At 51.5% G+C, this 15,155-nt stretch carries 11 protein-coding genes; 8 read left to right on the top strand and 3 right to left on the bottom strand.

Annotated features, from left to right (window positions below; genetic code table 11):
- Positions 1-225: 225 nt before the first annotated feature.
- Positions 226-1,950, top strand: a complete 1,725-nt coding sequence (gene acsA / locus ACFVTB_RS24530; protein ID WP_387755331.1) for an acetate--CoA ligase — start codon at positions 226-228, stop codon at positions 1,948-1,950.
- A gap of 64 nt (positions 1,951-2,014) precedes the next feature.
- On the opposite strand, the gene ACFVTB_RS24525 is transcribed toward acsA, so the two are convergent.
- Positions 2,015-5,125: a transglycosylase domain-containing protein gene (locus ACFVTB_RS24525; RefSeq protein ID WP_387755328.1), complete on the bottom strand. Its 3,111-nt coding sequence runs from the start codon at positions 5,123-5,125 to the stop codon at positions 2,015-2,017.
- Between the two features lie 348 nt (positions 5,126-5,473).
- On the opposite strand from ACFVTB_RS24525, the gene ACFVTB_RS24520 reads away from it, so the two are divergent.
- Both ACFVTB_RS24520 and ACFVTB_RS24515 read left to right on the top strand, forming a co-directional pair.
- Positions 5,474-6,004 (top strand): NfeD family membrane protein, encoded by a 531-nt coding sequence (locus ACFVTB_RS24520; protein WP_387755325.1) that lies wholly within the window; start codon positions 5,474-5,476, stop codon positions 6,002-6,004.
- 57 nt (positions 6,005-6,061) lie between these two features.
- Positions 6,062-7,609 carry a flotillin lipid rafts scaffold protein FloT gene (locus ACFVTB_RS24515; protein WP_387755322.1) on the top strand — a complete coding sequence of 516 codons (1,548 nt, stop codon included), beginning with the start codon at positions 6,062-6,064 and terminating at the stop codon, positions 7,607-7,609.
- Positions 7,610-7,774: 165 nt separating this feature from the next.
- On the opposite strand, the gene ACFVTB_RS24510 is transcribed toward ACFVTB_RS24515, so the two are convergent.
- Complete coding sequence (locus ACFVTB_RS24510; RefSeq protein ID WP_387755319.1) at positions 7,775-8,554, bottom strand: class I SAM-dependent methyltransferase; 780 nt, start codon at positions 8,552-8,554, stop codon at positions 7,775-7,777.
- Positions 8,555-8,722: 168 nt separating this feature from the next.
- A complete protein-coding gene (gene rpsD, locus ACFVTB_RS24505) occupies positions 8,723-9,322 on the bottom strand; it encodes a 30S ribosomal protein S4 (protein WP_387755317.1) in 600 nt (199 codons plus the stop codon).
- Between the two features lie 399 nt (positions 9,323-9,721).
- Here rpsD and ACFVTB_RS24500 point away from each other — a divergent pair, with 399 nt between their 5' ends.
- From ACFVTB_RS24500 to ACFVTB_RS24480, 5 genes are all read left to right on the top strand, one after another.
- On the top strand, positions 9,722-11,668 hold the full coding sequence (locus tag ACFVTB_RS24500; protein ID WP_387755314.1) for a sensor domain-containing diguanylate cyclase: 1,947 nt from the start codon (positions 9,722-9,724) through the stop codon (positions 11,666-11,668).
- 743 nt (positions 11,669-12,411) lie between these two features.
- Positions 12,412-13,137 carry a hypothetical protein gene (locus ACFVTB_RS24495; protein WP_387755311.1) on the top strand — a complete coding sequence of 242 codons (726 nt, stop codon included), beginning with the start codon at positions 12,412-12,414 and terminating at the stop codon, positions 13,135-13,137.
- A gap of 110 nt (positions 13,138-13,247) precedes the next feature.
- Positions 13,248-14,363, top strand: a complete 1,116-nt coding sequence (locus tag ACFVTB_RS24490) for an aminopeptidase (protein WP_387755308.1) — start codon at positions 13,248-13,250, stop codon at positions 14,361-14,363.
- Positions 14,364-14,464: 101 nt separating this feature from the next.
- Positions 14,465-14,707 (top strand): HPr family phosphocarrier protein, encoded by a 243-nt coding sequence (locus ACFVTB_RS24485; RefSeq protein ID WP_387755305.1) that lies wholly within the window; start codon positions 14,465-14,467, stop codon positions 14,705-14,707.
- Positions 14,708-14,844: 137 nt separating this feature from the next.
- Positions 14,845-15,132, top strand: a complete 288-nt coding sequence (locus ACFVTB_RS24480) for an Fpa/YlaN family protein (protein ID WP_387755302.1) — start codon at positions 14,845-14,847, stop codon at positions 15,130-15,132.
- The last annotated feature ends 23 nt before the right edge of the window (positions 15,133-15,155 follow it).

Raw genomic sequence — 15,155 nt, 5'->3', positions numbered from 1 at the left:
CGTGGCGGTGCCTGTCCTGTCCATATATTAAGTTTATAACAAATATAGCAGGAATTGAAAAGCATAGTCGAACGGAAAAAGGATATGTTATAATGGTTGTGGCGGTTGTGTGACCATTTGGATTGCGCCGATGATCAACTTTGCTTGTTTGCCTGCAAGCGTTGGTTGCTATGTAAGCGGATTCTTTATGGTCGGTTTACCAGATTCGATGGGAGAGTGATAGGAATGACCAACTTGCATCAAGAGCGTATTTCGGCAGTGGCATTAAATTCAAACCTCGCAAATTATGAAGAGGCGGCCGCCTCCTTTAACTGGGAAGACATCGAGCGCCAGTTCAGCTGGTACGAAACCGGTAAAGTCAATATGGCGTACGAAGCCATCGACCGTCACGTGGACAACGGCAAAGGCTCCAAGGTCGCGCTGTATTATAGCGATAGTACCCGTGACGAATCATACACATACGAACAGCTTAGCAAGCAATCGAACCGTTTTGCGAACGTTTTAAGAGACCGCGGTATCGGAAAAGGGGAGCGCATTTTTATATTTATGCCGCGCACACCCGAGTTATATTTCAGCATACTAGGCGCGCTTAAAATCGGAGCGGTCGTAGGTCCGCTGTTCGAAGCGTTTATGGAGACGGCCGTCAAAGATCGTCTGCAAGACAGTGAAGCGACTGCGATCGTAACAACGCCCGCGCTGCTTTCGCGCATTAAACGCGACGAGCTTCCGGCTCTCAAACATATTTTTGTATTCGGTGACGACGTCCAAACGGATGGGGAAGTTGTCGATTTCCTCGCCGCGATGAGCGAGGCGTCGGAAGAAGCCGAGATTGAATGGCTCGGCAGGGAAGACGGTCTAATTCTTCATTACACATCCGGCTCGACCGGCAAGCCGAAAGGCGTTTTTCACGTTCAGAATGCAATGATCCAACATTATTATACCGGCAAAATTGTGCTTGATTTGAAGGAAGACGACATTTATTGGTGCACCGCCGACCCGGGATGGGTCACCGGCACCTCGTACGGTATTTTCGCTCCATGGCTGAACGGAGCCACTAATGTCATTCGCGGGGGCCGGTTCAGCCCAAGCGACTGGTACGGTACGATTCAAAAGTATGGCGTCACCGTCTGGTACAGCGCGCCTACCGCTTTCCGTATGCTCATGGGAGCCGGAGACGACACCGTAGCGAACTTCGATCTGTCCAGTCTCCGCCATGTGCTTAGCGTTGGGGAGCCGCTTAATCCGGAAGTTGTCCGGTGGGGGCTTAAAATTTACAACCAGCGCATTCACGATACGTGGTGGATGACAGAAACGGGCGGCCAGCTCATTTGCAATTACCCTTCGATGACGATCAAGCCGGGTTCGATGGGCAAGCCAATTCCGGGCGTCCAAGCGGCAATTATAGACGATCAGGGCAATGAATTGCCGCCGTACCGGATGGGCAATCTGGCCGTACGCACGCCGTGGCCGTCGATGATGCGTAAAATCTGGAACAATCCGGCCAAGTACGAGGAGTACTTCCGTTTGGAAGGATGGTACGTGTCTGGCGATTCCGCTTATATGGATGAGGACGGCTATTTCTGGTTCCAAGGCCGAATCGATGATGTAATCAACACGGCAGGCGAGCGCGTAGGGCCGTTCGAAGTGGAGAGCAAGCTGGTCGAGCATCCGGCTGTCGCCGAAGCGGGCGTTATCGGCAAGCCCGATCCGATGCGCGGCGAGATTATTAAGGCGTTTATTGCGCTTCGCGAAGGTTTCACGCCATCCGACGAGCTGAAGCAGGAAATTGCTCAATTCGTAAAGGTCGGCTTGTCGGCGCATGCCGCTCCTCGCGAGATCGAATTTAAGGATAAGCTGCCGAAGACGCGCAGCGGTAAAATTATGCGCAGGGTATTGAAGGCTTGGGAGTTGAATTTGCCAACTGGCGATCTCTCAACAATTGAAGATTAACGCTCATCAACAAAAAAAAGCGGTAGTTCCTTAATCAGGAACTGCCGCTTTTTTACGGTTTCGTTTAGCTGCTGACCTTGACCTTCTGGGAAGGCGAGGACAGGCCGGTGTCGTTCTCTGCTACGACATAAAACGTACCGGAGACGATTGTCATCGGATATTCGAAGAACGTATCCGATGTTGTGCCGATCTCGATGTAATTGGCGTCGTTATTGGCGCTGACGTATACATGATAGGCTTTCACTTTCTCGCCTGTGGCATTAGCCGACCAGGAAAGCTGCACACTGACATCGTTTTTCGTGCCGCTAATGCCGGATGGAGCCGACGGAAGAGCAAGCTCCGGCGGGCTTGGCGTTTCTATCGGAGTCTCGGTAGGTAATTCGCCAGGGAGCTCGCCAGGTAATTCTCCGCCTTCTCCCGGCGTCTCTGGAGGCGTCGTCGATTTGCCGAATGTCACTTGCACGCTCGACGCCGATTCATGGCCGACGACATCGACGGCTGCCACGTAAAACTTATAGTTTTGTCCGGAGTTAACGTTCAATTTCATCTTATATTCCTCGCCGGTCAAAATAGACGGTTCTAGCTTTTGGAACGGCGCGTCGTTTAAGGATTGATAAATCCGATAGCCGACGACGTCCTTCTCGCTGTTGCCGGCAAACGTAAGCATAATGACATTGTTGCCGATCGAAGAAAGCTCCACGCCGCCTGGCGCGTTAGGCGCTTTGCCGTCGTCGACGCGAGGGTCGACCTTGGAAGGAGCGTCTTTGCCTGCATCCTTCGGCAAATAGTAGGAGAGAGGTCTCCGGCTTCCTGCCGGCAGCCTTCCCTGCGCTTTCGTGATTTCGTCCATCAATGCGTCCAGCGGACGTTTGCGTTTGATTACGATTTGCTGGCGAACCATATCAGAAGGCGTTGCTTCGTTTGGCACGTAATTGACGCCTTGGTAAGGAATATACGACATTTTAACGAGCGTGTCGTCGGTTTCCTTCGGTAAAAACTTTTTGTTGAACCAGTCGGACACAAGCATGCCGGCCTCGCTTGTCAGCTGGCTCGGGAGCTTTCCGCTTGCACTTGATACGGTCGCCTTGACGATGCCGTCTGGTTTGGTAAACTCTTTGGTTTGGAACAGCTCTGGCCGTTTCGCTGTTGTTTCATTCATAATGAGCGCCCAGATCGAGCGAGCGCGCTTCTGTCCCTCTTTAGAGAGGGTATTAATCGGCTTCTCGTATCCCGCCCAGACGCCAAGCGTAATGTCCGGCGTGAAGCCCATAAACCAAACGTCGCCGTAGCTTTGCGTCGATCCGGTTTTGCCGGCGACCGGAATTTTGCCGTACTGTTTAAATTGCGAAGTGAGCGCGTGAGCCGTACCGCTGCCGCTCGAAATAACGGTTCTGAGCATGTCGGTAACGAGAAACGCTGTTTGCTCGGAGAAGACCTGCTTTGGCTCCGCTTTATGCTCATAGACAGTTTTGCCATAGGCATCGGTAATTTTCTCGATCATATAAGCGTCATTGAAGACGCCTTTATTCGGAATAGAACCGTACGCGTTCGTCAGCTCCTCGACCGATACACCGATGCTCAAGCCGCCGATAACGCCTGTTTGCGCGCCGTCGTCCTGCGGCTGCAGCGTCGTAATGCCCAGCTCCCGAGTGAATTCCCACGCGTGCTTAATGGTAACGTCGTCGAGGAAAATTTTCAGGGCTGGCAAGTTGAGCGAGCGATTCAACGCTTCTCGTGCGGTCACGAGGCCAGCGTAGCTGTTGTTGGCATTCTTCGGAATATGGAAGCCCTTTTGACCGTCCTTCAGCACGATTGGAGCGTCGTCCAAAATGCTTGCCGGCTGAACGAGTCCTTTATCAATCGCCGGCAAATAAGCAGCGATCGTCTTCATCGTCGAGCCCGGCTGGCGGGTCATTTGCGTCGCAAAGTTCATTTGCTCCTCATAGAAATCCCGGCCTTCGAGCATGCCGACAATGGCGCCCGTTTTATGGTTAAGCATGACCGCGGCGATTTGCTCCATGCCCTTCGTCTTGCTCAAAGGCGTAAAGTTTTTCTCGTTGGAGCCGATCTCGCGCATAATTTGATAAATATCTTTGTCAATCGTCGTATAAATATGATAGCCGCCTCGCAGCAAATGCTCGCGAGCTTCTTCAATTAACGGCGCATTTTCTTTCTTACGCAGATCCTGCTTCGTTAATGTAGGGTCTTGCTGCAGCAGCATCACTTCTGCCGCTTGACGTTCCGCTTCCAGCATCAGATACGGATAAGTCGTATAGGCTTTCTCTGTCGGCGGGGCGAGCGACTTCCGGATATCGAAAGCCTTCGCTTCGTCGTATTGCTGCTGCGTAATTCGACCGGTATCGCGCATACGCATCAGGACGGTTGCTTGGCGTTCCGTAGCATAGCCGAAGCCTTTTTCATTGAATTGGCCTTTGCCGTTAAAGGCCGTATAAGCGGAAGGCCGCTGCGGAAGGCCGGCCAAATAAGCCGCTTGCGCAATATTAAGCTGATTCAAGTCGGTAATATTGAAAATGCCCTTCGCGGCCGCTTTGATGCCGAATAGGTTGTAGCCGCTTGAACCGTTGCCGAATGGCACTTTATTCAAATAAGCAGCGAGAATTTCCTCTTTCGTCAAGTAACGCTCCATCCGCAGCGCGAGGAAAATTTCCTTTACCTTGCGGCTGTCGGTCTTGTCGAGGCTCAAGAATACGCGGCGCGCGAGCTGTTGCGTGAGCGTACTGCCGCCTGTCTGCGTATCTTCGTTAAGGAGCTTTTGCTTAACGGCCCGTCCAACGCCGTTAATGTCGACGCCGTGATGGGAAAGGAACTTATTGTCCTCGATGGCGAGTACCGCGTCGATGACATGCTGCGGCAATTCTTCGTAATCGATCAAAATCCGGTCTTCCTCGGTCCGGAGCTGGCCGACCAGCGATTCGTCATTGAAATAGACGAAGCCCGTTACCGAGTTCTCGTTCATTTTCTCTTCTATGACCGCTCGCGGACGAACTTCCTCACCTTTTACGAGTGACGCGACATAACCGGTTACGGCGCCCCCCGCAAGCAATGCGATAAAGATGGCGAAGTAGATTAGCCATTTTATCGTTATGAAGGTTACGATCCCGAAGGTGCGCCAGCCGTTCCCCCGGTAATCCGCTGATTTACTTTCTTCTTGCATATAATTATACTCTCCCCCTCCAAATTACCAAACTCTATTATAGCATAAAACCCCTTTAGAGGAAGTATGAACAGCTCTCCACGTTCTCCTCCGCTTACGAACAGTCCTAACGCATTCGTCGAACAGCCGGGCAACGTTAAATAGACGCGAGCGGGGAGCAAAAGGTTCTGTTTTCGGCTAAAAATATCCGCTATCGCCCTAACTAGCATGAATGATAATGCATGAAAATAATCGCGGAACTTGTCCGACGAACAGCTAATTTTGCGAAAAATGAAACAAAATAGACACACTTGCGTAATAAATATCAACAGTTCTAACAACATCTGGTTAGAGAGAAGGGAGGAAGGAATGGAAGGGTTATTTTGGGGCTGTTTGATCGTTGGAGTCCTGTATGCCGTTGTAAGCGTCATTTTTGGCGATTGGATCGGCCAGGCGATGGACGGCGCGCTCGACTTTCTGTCCCTGGACGGTCACGACTGGTTTCAGCCGATGACGCTCATCGGCGGCGTAACCGCTTTTGGCGGCGCCGGATTGCTGCTGACGCAATATACCGCGCTTGGGCAAGGTGCTGTAATTATTCTGGCGCTTGTGATTGCGGTAGCCGCAGGCGGAGGCGTTTATTTCCTTTATGTCAGGCCGATGGAGCAAAGCGAAAATTCGGTAGCATTTTCCGTCCACGATTTGGTCGGGAAGCTGGCGGAGGTGAGCGTGTCGATCCCGCCTTCGGGATTCGGCGAGGTGCTGGTTCAATCCGGCACGGGGAACACGAACCAAATAGCCGCGAGCTTTGACGGGGAACAGATCGAGGGCGGCGCCAGAGTTGTCGTTGTTGAAGTCAAAGACAGCGCGCTTTACGTTTCGAGACTGGATGTGCTTTAAACGAATGTTCTCAATCAATTAACCAGGTACAAAAAGAGAGGAGATTGATTGTCACACATGGAGGAGTATATTACGATTCCCGTTATTGTTATCGCTGTATTTGTCGTATTAGGTCTTGCTTTTTGGGCCCGTTATAAAACGGTCAGCCCGGACGAGGCGATGGTCGTCACTGGTTCTTTCCTCGGCAGCCGCAACGCGTTGGTGGACGAATCGGGGCGTAAAATTAAAATCGTTCGCGGCGGAGGCGCCTTCATTTTACCGATCTTTCAAAGAGCCGAGTTTTTGTCGTTGCTCTCTCACAAGCTCGATGTTTCGACCCCAGAAGTATACACGGAGCAAGGCGTTCCGGTTATGGCCGACGGCGTAGCGATTATTAAAATCGGCAGCGTCGTAGAGGATGTGGCGACGGCGGCCGAGCAGTTCATGGGCAAGCCGATCGACGCGCTCAAGGGTGAAGCGCAGGAAGTGCTGGAAGGCCATCTCCGGGCTATTCTTGGATCGATGACTGTAGAGGAAGTGTATCGGAACCGCGATAAATTCGCGCAAGAGGTGCAAGGAGTCGCGGCTAGAGATTTGAAAAAGATGGGCTTGCAAATCGTCTCGTTCACGATCAAGGATGTACGTGATAAGCACGGTTATTTGGAAGCGCTCGGTAAGCCGCGTATCGCTGCTGTAAAACGGGATGCAGACATCGCAGAAGCCGAAGCTGTAAGGGACTCGCGGATTAAGAAAGCGCATGCTGAGGAAGAGGGACAGAAGGCGGAGCTGCTGCGGGATACGAATATCGCTGAAGCAGAGAAGGAGAAAGAACTGAAGGTCGCATCCTTTAAACGCGAGCAGGATATGGCGAAAGCGGAAGCGGATCAGGCCTACTCGGTTCAGGAAGCGCGTTCCAAGCAGAGCGTTGTTGAGGAACAAATGAAAGTCGAGCTCGTTCGGAAGGATCGCGAGATCGATTTGGAAGCGAAGGAAATACTGCGCCGCGAGAAGCAGTATGACGCCGAGGTGAAGAAGAAAGCGGAAGCAGACCGTTACGCGGTTGAACAAGCGGCGGAAGCGGACAAAACGAAGCGTCTGCGCGAAGCCGACGCTGTGCAATATCGGATCGAAGCGGAAGCGAAGGCGCTTGCCGAGCAGAAGCGGCTTGATGGTTTGGCGATCGCGGAAGCAGAGAAGGCGAAAGGTACGGCGGAAGCGGAAGTTATCCGATTGCGCGGTTTGGCCGAAGCAGAAGCGAAGGAGAAGCTGGCGGAGGCGTTCGAGAAATTCGGCGAGGCTGCCGTTCTCGATATCATCGTGAAAATGCTGCCGGAACTGGCTGGAAAAGTAGCCGAGCCGATCAAAGGCATCGACAAGTTGACGGTTGTCGACACAGGCAACGGCGAAGGCGCTGCGCGTCTTAGCAATTACGTTACTTCGCTGATGGCGACCGCTCCGGAAATGCTGAAAGGTATCTCGGGCATCGATGTCAATCAAGTCATTCGAGGACTGACTTCGAAAGTAACGGATTCGCCGAAAGCGCCTCCGGTTGCGGCAACCGCAGAGACGGTGCAGCTGCCGGTAGCGGCGGAAATCCGCTTGGACGAAAACAAGAACGAAGGATAATGCGAACAAATGGCAAGAGGCCCGCTGCCGGCAAGGCAGCAGGCCTCTTTTTTCATTTAAGATGCTTCTAAATCAGATCTGGCCCAAATTCAATCTAAAGCTGAAACGGAGATGGAACATATCGTTTCCCGCTCGCTACTGTCAAAACCATAGTCTAACCTTCGATTAAGGCTTTATCGCTACAAATCTCAGCCGGACATAGTCGGCGACAGCCGATTCCGGAGCGGCTCCTTGCGCCTTGCGGCGGCTTTGAATCAAGGCGGCGATTTCCTTTTGTGCCGCCTGTCGTTCGGGGGCTGTGAAGCCGGCAAAGAAGACATCGGCGAATTGATCGAGCCAATGAATGAAGCCGATCTCTCCGTCCGGCAGCGCCGTAGGCCGCGGGAAATGCTCGATCGAGCGAACCCAGAAGCCTTGGCGTTCCAGCTTCGATGCATATTCGCCCGCCGAAGGGAAGAACCACGGATTTCGATCGCTTGGCGCTGTGACACCGTACTCCGGCAGCACATCCAAAATAGAACGAACGATCAAATCTACGTTTCCTTTGCCGCCGAATTCGCCAACGAAGCGCCCGCCTGGCCGAAGACTGTTCCATACCGAAGCAATTGCACCGTCGGCGCCCTTCATCCAATGCAGCGCCGCATTGGAAAACACCGCGTCGAAAGGTTCATCCGTCTGAAACTGTTCGCCGTTGCCGACGTGAAACGGCAATCCCGGGAATTTGGAGCGGGCGGCGGCGATCATGGACTCGGAATAATCCATGCCGGAGACGATGGCGCCAGACTCGGCGATTTGCTTGGTCAGATCGCCCGTTCCGCAACCCAGATCGAGAATGCGTTCGCCTTTCTTGGGGGCCAGAAGTTCCAGTGCTCCTTGGCCAAGCTGCGAGACGAATGCTAAATGCCGGTCATACGTTTCAGGCTTCCAGGTTTGTTCATTTTCCATAGGGATTCTCTCCTTTGCCGTTTGCAATATTGTAGAATAACGTTATTGTGGCATAGGAAAACGAATAAGTTAAATATATAAATGATATCAACTTTATAGTTACAACCTATAAGCGAACAAAAGAAAGCCGCAAGCCCGAGATGGACTTGCGGCTGTTCGCAACGACTATTAACGGCTGTAGAATTCGACAATTTGCTTTTCGTCGATTTCTTGGGACAGCTCGGCACGCTCAGGCAGGCGAACATACTTGCCTTCCACAGCTTGATCGTTGAATTCCAAGTAGTTTGGAATGTGGTGACGGCCTTCCAGCGCTTCTTTGACTGTTTTCAGACCGCGGCTGCGCTCGCGAAGACCGATAACGTCGCCAGTCGAAACTGTGTACGAAGCGATGTCGACTTTTTTGCCGTTAACTGTTACGTGTCCATGAGCTACCAACTGACGTGCGCCTGCACGGGAGTTGGAGAAACCAAGACGGTAAACGAGGTTGTCCAGGCGGCTTTCAAGCAGGATCATGAAGTTTTCGCCGGAAATACCTTTCAGTTTAGCAGCTTTGTCGAACAAGTTGCGGAATTGCTTCTCGTTCAAGCCGTACATGTGACGCAGTTTTTGTTTCTCTTGCAATTGAACGCCATAACCGCTCAGCTTTTTGCGTTGGTTAGGACCGTGTTGGCCAGGAGGGAATGCGCGTTTCAATTCTTTGCCAGTACCGCTCAGGGAAATACCCAGACGGCGGCTGAGTTTAAATTTAGGACCAGTATAACGTGACATGTGTCTATTAACTCCTTCATCAAATGGAATTTTTGAGGATGGGGTTGCGTTTCGCGGAATACGCTCTGCGCTTCGGTTTACCGAAGCCTGATACACAGTTCAGCCGCTGGAATATCAGTGAACGTACTCTCGAGGGTGACACAAAACCGATGCCCATGCATTCAACAATAGATTTTATATGAAAAATGGTCCGATTGTCAAGAAGATAAAGCCTTTCAGCGCCAAGTGAAACAATGCGCCATAAGACCTAAGAATTGTGGATTGACTAGTGCAATATTCTTAAAAATAAAGTATATTAAAGTTATTACTAACTTGGACATGCTCGATGCTTTATGATGATTTTAAACTGGATGGATACTCATCTCCTTGATACACGTGCGAAAGGGCTGGGTGTTGTCGATGGCAGATAACTATAATAGCCGAATAATCGGGGATGAAGCTGCCGAAGCCGTTCATCCGAAGACGGTTCCGGACGGCGCGGTTTGGTTCGAGCGCGAGGACATTACGGATGCGGATCGGCCTTACGTCGCCTCTCTTATGAATGACAGTATGGCGCTATGGTCGCAAGATGCGGACCCGCAGCTGCTGTCTGAAGGATGGTACGCCGTTTACGACTGGCAGCTAACGTTTGCAGGGGCAACGGGAAGCTGTTCTGCTGCAGGAGATGAGTCTGCCCGGCTTCTTGCCGATCAGGCCGCTTCTGCGGCCAAGGATACCGCCATGCCGGTGTCTAAGGCGGGCCATTCGCTTACGGCATACGCTGTACCGCTCCACAAGCGTTCGGATGATCGCATATTCGGATTTTTTGTTTATGTCACACCGGAAGGCACTGAAGCCGGGTCTCTGTATGCTAACCTGTGCGCCAGGCACTTCCGTAGCTGTTTTTACCGCCGGTTCGAGCAAGTCTATGTGAAGGATCTGCTTATTCAACAGGAGAGAACGGAGCGCGAGCTTGGCAGGCGCGACGGACTGTTTCTCGCAGTCAAACGGCTTTACGATCAAATCGACGTAACCTCGGTGTTAACCGAGATGCTATATAGTTTGGAGCAGCTGTACCCGGATTCGGCAGTTCATCTCTACTTATCGCAGGATCATTTGAACGGCGATCCACGGGTTAAGCCGCTTGTCTTTAAGAACACGTCGCATGACATTGTCGCCAAGGCGTTTCTGGAAGGACGTCCGGTTAATGAGCGGGAACGCAGCGGAAAGATCCGGCTGGCTATGCCGATGACAGGCAAACAGGCGGCCTACGGCGTTCTCTGCATTACGATGGATGAGGAACTATGGGACGAGGCCGATTTGCCGGCATTTACGCTGTTGGCCGATACGGCCGGCTCAGCGTTCGAGAACGCTAAGCTGTACGAGCAGTCGAACTTGCTGATCAACGAGCTGAGACTCATTAACGAACTGACAAAGCGATTAAATCAATCACTTCGTCTGAAGGAAATATTTCAATTTGTTACGAAGGAACTGCTCGGCGTCTTCAATGCCGACCATTGCTGCGTATTGCAGCTAAACCGGGAAAAAAATCAATTTATTGTGATGTCCAGCAACATTCCGGATATGTCGAGCGAACAATTCTCGCCGGAATACGGTTTTTGCGGCATCGTCTACCGGACGAAAGAACCGCTTATTATTTCTGATTATTGGAATACGCGAATAGTCACCTCCAAGCTGATGGACAACACGGGGTCCCGCTCCTTGATTGCTTCCCCGATCATCGTCGACGGAGCAGTGGCGGGAGTCATTCTTGTCACGCACAAGACGGCTAATTTCTTCTCCTACGACAATTATAAGCTGCTGCAGGTCATGTCGACGCATATCGGCCTAGCCATTACGAACGCCTCGCTGCATGCCGAAGTGCGGCGCATGGTTATTACGGACAATTTGACGGGCTTGCACGCCCGGCATTATTTGAACGAGCAAATTCAGAGCCGGCAGCGCAAAGACCCGTTAGGCGCGCTTATACTCGTCGATATCGACCATTTCAAACGAATCAACGATACGTTCGGCCACCAAGTAGGCGATCGGATACTAGTTCAGGTTAGCGGCATCATACGAAGCTCCATTCGTAACGGCGATATAGCCGCCAGATGGGGAGGCGAAGAGCTCGCCGTCTATTTGCCGGGCATAAAGGCTGATCAGGCGTACCGGATTGCGGAACGAATCCGTTCGCAGGTCGAGAAGGAGACCGATCCCGTCGTGACTGTATCCTGCGGCGTGTCCGAATGGACGTACGAGAATGATAAAATAAGCGTTGAGTCGCTGTTTTACCGAGCGGATATGGCGCTGTACGAAGCGAAGCATCGGGGAAGAAATTGCATCTTCGTCGGACAGACCGGCTAGAACCAAGACTGTGTGCAATCGCAGTTATTCACAACCTCAAATGGAATCCTAGGGGGCGTATGCCCCGCTGTCTCGAACTGCCGATAAGGGCTGAATGCCTTTGTCGGCAGTTTTTTTTGGCTCCAAACCGAAATCAGTTCTTGACATGAAGCGAGGGGGAAAGCTGCGTGTCCTTTACCTTCCGTAAGATGGTTGTGCGATCAACCCGCCTCAATCGATCCACAAGACAAGCTTGTGAAAAGGAGTTTTTTAATGGTTCACAATGGACAGCAGCGTTATCGTATCCATCAAGCGGTCCATTCTGACCGTTAGAGCAAAAAACAAAGCCTATTCCCTTTCTTTAAGGACACTAGTGACCGTTAGAAGATGATTGCACGCTATTCTCCGCCCTTATCCCTTGCTTAGGGACAATAATGTCCATAAGCGAGCCGAATTTTCGAATAATCGGCGCTAACGGTCACTACTGTCCATTAACTAGGCTCCAAACCGAAAATCAGTACTTGGCTCAAACCATCACTCCTTCTTTTCGAATGCAAAGTCTTGCTATAACGGTCACTTGTGGTTCAGACCTAACTACTAAAAGTGTCAAGCACTGATTTCGGTTTTGAACCGATTTTCGAACGGTAGGAACCGAATCGGGCTGTTCAAGGATACGCGTATAAGGAACGGGCCGCGCAGGAGACGATAGAGATGTGTGCAAGCAGCATGCCTTTTAAGGCGAAAAAAGAATGGAGGAATGCTTCATGGCGGGAATGCGGCGGATTAAACTGGTTGCGGCGGCAGGGGTTGCAGCCGTCATCGTCTTTGCTGTCGGATGCGCGGGCATGGGCAAGCGGTCGCCTGAAGAATGGCTTAGCTTGTCGGTCTCCGGGCTGGCGGCAACGGATCAATATGCATTTAAGGGGAAGACGGTCGTATCGGCGGGCGGATTAACGTTTACGCCTCGCAGTTTTTCGGGCAAAGTAACCGATCACAACCATATCATGGCGAAAACAGAAGACGGCAAAGCGTTGGAATGGAGCCCAGCGCAATGGATAGAGAAAATAAATGATTCGAACAAAGAGGTGAGCATTGCAAGCAACAACGACGAAGGCGCACGTTCCGACACGGTGAAGCTTCGGGTAAGGCTCGACGACGCCTCAGCGACTGCGATATGGAAAAAACAGCTGACGGAAGAGATGGAAGCGGTGGCGGCGAGCGTGCCTATTGAAGCCAACGCGCATCGTGACGAATGGCTGAAGGAGCTTGAACGGTCCAAACGGGAGCTGAACGCGATGCTGGAGACGCTGACGGTTCAATCCGAATTCGATGTTGTAATTGATAAAGGAAAGCTCGTCCCCCTCACGCTAAACGAGCATTCGGTATTTCGGTACAACAAGGATAAGGGACAAAAAGAAGAAAAACGGGACACAGCCGTTGAATTCGACTCCTTCGACGGCACACCTGGTACGTCCAAGACAAGCAAATAGACGATCGGCCGGCAAGGTGATACGATATGATTGGCCGCAGCGTTCTGACCGCATACATGCACATGCGCTGCGAAAAAGCGGCGGCTAAAGAAGAAAAGGAGGGGCTTATTATGCGAGACCCTAGATTGCAGACGCTGGCTGCCAATCTTGTCGGCTATTCCATTGACGTGCAGCCCGGCGACAATGTATTGATCGAGATGATCGGCTCCGAGCGTGAACTGGTGAAATGTTTGATTGAAGAGGTGGTCAAGCGCGGCGGCAAGCCGTTCGTTGAAACGAACGAGCGCAGCGTTCTCCGGACCATGCTCCTGAACGCGACCAAAGAACAGATTGAGCTGTGGGCAAAGCTTGATTTGGAGCGAATGAAGCAGATGCAAGGCTACATAGGGGTACGCTCCGGCACGAATGCCAACGAGTTGGCCGACGTTCCGGAAGATAAAATGCGGTTGTACGACCAGCATTATTTGACGCCGGTTCATCTGGAGGAGCGGGTGAAGCGGACAAAGTGGGTTATTTTAAGATATCCGAATCCTTCTATGGCACAGCTTGCGAAAATGAGCACAGAGGCGTTCGAAGACTTTTATTTTGACGTGTGCAATTTAGATTATGCGAAAATGGATGCCGCCATGGACCCGCTGCAGGCGTTGATGAAGCGGACGGACAAAGTTCGCATCGTCTCTCCAGGCACTGATTTGTCCTTTTCGATTAAAGACATCGGGGCGAAAAAATGCTCCGGCCACCGTAATATTCCGGACGGCGAAGTATTCTCCGCGCCGGTGCGCAATTCGGTACAAGGCACGATTACGTACAATACGCCGACGGTATATTCCGGCGTAACGTTCCAGAATATTTCGCTGACGTTCAAAGACGGCAAAATCGTCGAAGCGACGAGCAACGATACGAAGCGGCTGAACGAGATTTTGGATGCCGACGAGGGCGCTCGCTATGTCGGTGAGTTTGCCATCGGCTTCAACCCGCATATCCTGCATCCGATGAATGATATTTTGTTCGACGAGAAGATCGCCGGCAGCCTTCACTTCACGCCGGGTCAGGCTTACGACGAAACCGATAACGGCAATCGCTCCTCGATTCACTGGGACTTGGTGCTCATTCAACGCCCGGAATACGGGGGCGGAGAAATTTATTTCGACGACGTGCTGATCCGAAAAGACGGACATTTTGTGCTGCCAGAGCTTGAGGGCCTAAATTCCGAAAATTTGAAATAATTGAAATTGAAGCGTTTTTCATATTCCCTCTTGATGGAAGCGATATTTCGGGTTATCATGAATGCAAGGAAAGCTTTACTAATTCACTGGAGGGATTCCCCATGTCCAATAATGCAGCTATCGTAGAAATTTCTCAGGCGGCTAGCCAATTCCGCTCGTCCATTGTTTTGCAAGCCGACAATAAATATATCGATGTTAAAAGTATTCTTGGACTGTTCACTACGCTGGTAGGCGGGCATGCATATGAGTTGCATGTTCACGGTCCGGACGCGGAAGAAGCTAAAGCGGCGATGGCCGAAGTTTTCGCGAAGCATAGCTTGAATGTAACCGTAGTCAGCGAATAATAGAACATTGGAATGGAGAAGCGCTTTTTCATTATTTTTGAAAAGGCGCTTTTCTGTTTTGTCCTTGTGTATTGCTTTCTTTTCGTCTAATATAAAGGATATAGACGACGGCGGGTAATCGCACAGGGGGGAAAACGATGTCTTCACCGGAAGTCACGATCCAATTACATGAAAAGGCGCTTCGTCTCCTAACGGAGGATGCCAGCAAGATCGAGAAGCTCATAGAAGTCCAGATGGAGAACTTGACGACCCGTCAATGTCCGTTGTACGAGGAAGTTTTGGACACGCAAATGTACGGATTCTCACGCGAGATCGATTTCGCGGTGCGAGCTGGACTCGTTACGGAGCAAAGCGGGAAAGAAATGCTTAGCCGGCTGGAGAGGAACTTGGCTCAGCTGTATGAAGCGTTAAATAGAAAGGAGTAGGCCCCAAGGGAGCCTGCTCCTTT

Source organism: Paenibacillus sp. NPDC058071 (assembly GCF_042885235.1).
GTDB lineage: Bacteria > Bacillota > Bacilli > Paenibacillales > Paenibacillaceae > Pristimantibacillus.
The sequence above is the reverse complement of the archived record's forward strand: the minus strand, read 5'-3'. Positions and strand labels throughout refer to the sequence as shown.

What these genes read in the sequence shown, in the direction of transcription:
- ACFVTB_RS24525 (WP_387755328.1), bottom strand. Translation starts at nt 5,125, where the DNA reads ATGCAAGAAGAAAGTAAATCAGCGGATTACCGGGGGAACGGCTGGCGC.
- ACFVTB_RS24480 (WP_387755302.1), top strand. Translation starts at nt 14,845, where the DNA reads ATGTCTTCACCGGAAGTCACGATCCAATTACATGAAAAGGCGCTTCGT.
- rpsD (WP_387755317.1), bottom strand. Translation starts at nt 9,322, where the DNA reads ATGTCACGTTATACTGGTCCTAAATTTAAACTCAGCCGCCGTCTGGGT.
- ACFVTB_RS24485 (WP_387755305.1), top strand. Translation starts at nt 14,465, where the DNA reads ATGTCCAATAATGCAGCTATCGTAGAAATTTCTCAGGCGGCTAGCCAA.
- ACFVTB_RS24510 (WP_387755319.1), bottom strand. Translation starts at nt 8,554, where the DNA reads ATGGAAAATGAACAAACCTGGAAGCCTGAAACGTATGACCGGCATTTA.
- ACFVTB_RS24515 (WP_387755322.1), top strand. Translation starts at nt 6,062, where the DNA reads ATGGAGGAGTATATTACGATTCCCGTTATTGTTATCGCTGTATTTGTC.
- ACFVTB_RS24500 (WP_387755314.1), top strand. Translation starts at nt 9,722, where the DNA reads ATGGCAGATAACTATAATAGCCGAATAATCGGGGATGAAGCTGCCGAA.
- ACFVTB_RS24520 (WP_387755325.1), top strand. Translation starts at nt 5,474, where the DNA reads ATGGAAGGGTTATTTTGGGGCTGTTTGATCGTTGGAGTCCTGTATGCC.
- ACFVTB_RS24495 (WP_387755311.1), top strand. Translation starts at nt 12,412, where the DNA reads ATGGCGGGAATGCGGCGGATTAAACTGGTTGCGGCGGCAGGGGTTGCA.
- acsA (WP_387755331.1), top strand. Translation starts at nt 226, where the DNA reads ATGACCAACTTGCATCAAGAGCGTATTTCGGCAGTGGCATTAAATTCA.
- ACFVTB_RS24490 (WP_387755308.1), top strand. Translation starts at nt 13,248, where the DNA reads ATGCGAGACCCTAGATTGCAGACGCTGGCTGCCAATCTTGTCGGCTAT.